This is a genomic window from Streptomyces sp. NPDC032161 (assembly GCF_040636995.1).
Lineage (GTDB): Bacteria > Actinomycetota > Actinomycetes > Streptomycetales > Streptomycetaceae > Streptomyces.
On record NZ_JBEZVN010000113.1, the window covers coordinates 1 to 1,833 of the forward strand.

Sequence of the window (1,833 nt, forward strand, 5' to 3'; positions counted from 1 at the left end):
GCGACGAGTTCGGCGCGCTCGGGGTGCGCCTTGATCCACTCGGCGTACGTCAGACCGCGGTTGCCGGCGCCGACGAGCGCGACCCGGACGGGCCGGCCGGTGATCGGGGTATGCGTGGACACGGGGAATCCCTGGTGCTCGGTGGGTCGGGGCCTTCCGTTCGGATCGGGCCGGATCGGGCGCGATCCGGACGAGAGGCCCCGAGTGGTCAGAAGCGCAGCGTGGCCGCGGTGTGGGCGACGCGGTCGCCCTCGTCCGGCAGCGCGGTGCGCTCGGTGCCGTCCTCGACGCAGCCGGTGTGCAACAGATGGCTGCCGGTGCCGGTGAACGCCGCGGGCCGCAGTTCGAGCCGGCCACCGGTGAAGGTGGAGCCGGTGGCCCGGTAGCGGTTGGGCCCCTCGGCGACCAGGACGTGGGCGGTGCCCTTGGGGGCGGTCGAGTCGAGGCCGGTGAGCTGCCAGTCGACGGTCCGCCCGGAGCCGGTGCGGGACAGCAGGGCGCCGTCCTTGTTGGTGCCGTTCAGGCGCGTGCCGTCGACCCGCAGCCGCTGGTCCTTGTCGGAGGTCAGCTTCAGCCCGGTGTCGCGGAGTTCGCCGCCGAGGACGGTGATGTCGGCGTGCTTGAGCGCGACCGGGGCGGTGTCCTTGGAGCCGCTCAGGACGCACTGGTCCAGAACCAGCGGGCCGGTGCCGTTGAACACCGCGCCGTCGACGCCCTTGAGCGTGGTGCGCTGGAGGGTGAGCGGGACGGTCACGTTGGCCTGGGTGATCTCCGCTCCCGGGGCGAACGCGAACGACGAGTCGGCGATCACGTTGGGGCGGGCGGACAGGTCCGAGGCCCGGGACACGATCAGCGGGCCGGTGGCGGTGCAGCCGCGCATCTGTATGCCGTCGGCGTTGACCCAGAGCATGCCGGAGCCGGACAGCGACTTCTTCCCGACGACCAGGACGTCCTCCAGGGTCAGATCGGTGATCTTGACCCGGGCCACGAACCAGGAACAGGCGTGCCGGCGTACCGTGATCCGCTTGGCCCTGCCGCCCCACGCGGCACCGGAGTTGGCGAAGGTCATCAGCCCCGAGTTGCCGGTGTAGACGAGGTCGTGCTCGAACTGACCGTGCGTCACGAACGGGCCCTCGTCGTCCCCGTCGCCGTGGCAGTTGGTGACGTAGCAGTACGCGGAGGCCGTGAAGTCGTTCAGGTGGCGGGCGTTGGAGGTGTGGCAGTCCTCGACGTGTCCGTAGAGGCAGTAGATCTGCTGGGTGAGGTAGCCGGCGCCGCCGTAGGTGACGGACTTCGGGTTGGTCAGCGAGCACTGCTCGGTGCGGTAGTACGTGCACCAGCGGCGCATCACCACCGGCCAGAAGGTGCCGATCGCCTCGATCCCGGAGACGTCGCAGCGGACCGCGTACTCGTACGCGACCGGGTGCGAGCCGGACATCTCGTCGTCGCCCCAGCCCTCGAAGACCATGTTGCGGACGTGGGCGCGGTCGACGGGCTCGATCCGGGTCCAGGTGAGCTTGCGGCCCGCGGCCAGGTCCCAGCCGATCTGGTAGTTGACCCTGATGTGCGTGGCGTCGACGACCTGGGTGACCTGGACGAGACGCTGGATCTCCTTCTCGTACTTGCCCGCCAGCGCGTTGACCTCGACCGCCCACCACTGGCCGACCTCGAACTTCGAGGAGTCGCCGACCTCGAACAGGTCCGAGAGGTCCGGCATCGCCGTGCCCAGGGTGTGCTCGACGGTGGTGTCGGTGATGGTGCCGCGGAAGGAGAGGACGGCTCCGAAGGGGTTGTCGTGGGTGTTCTTCTCGATGCCTTCGGTGCGTATGCGGT

Annotated in this window: 1 protein-coding gene; it reads right to left on the reverse strand. The window is 69.9% G+C overall.

The window, feature by feature from the left end:
- Nucleotides 1–208: 208 nt before the first annotated feature.
- On the reverse strand, nt 209–1,833 hold a 1,625-nt coding region (locus tag AB0E67_RS36435; RefSeq protein WP_362035154.1), incomplete at its 5' end, for a peptidase C14.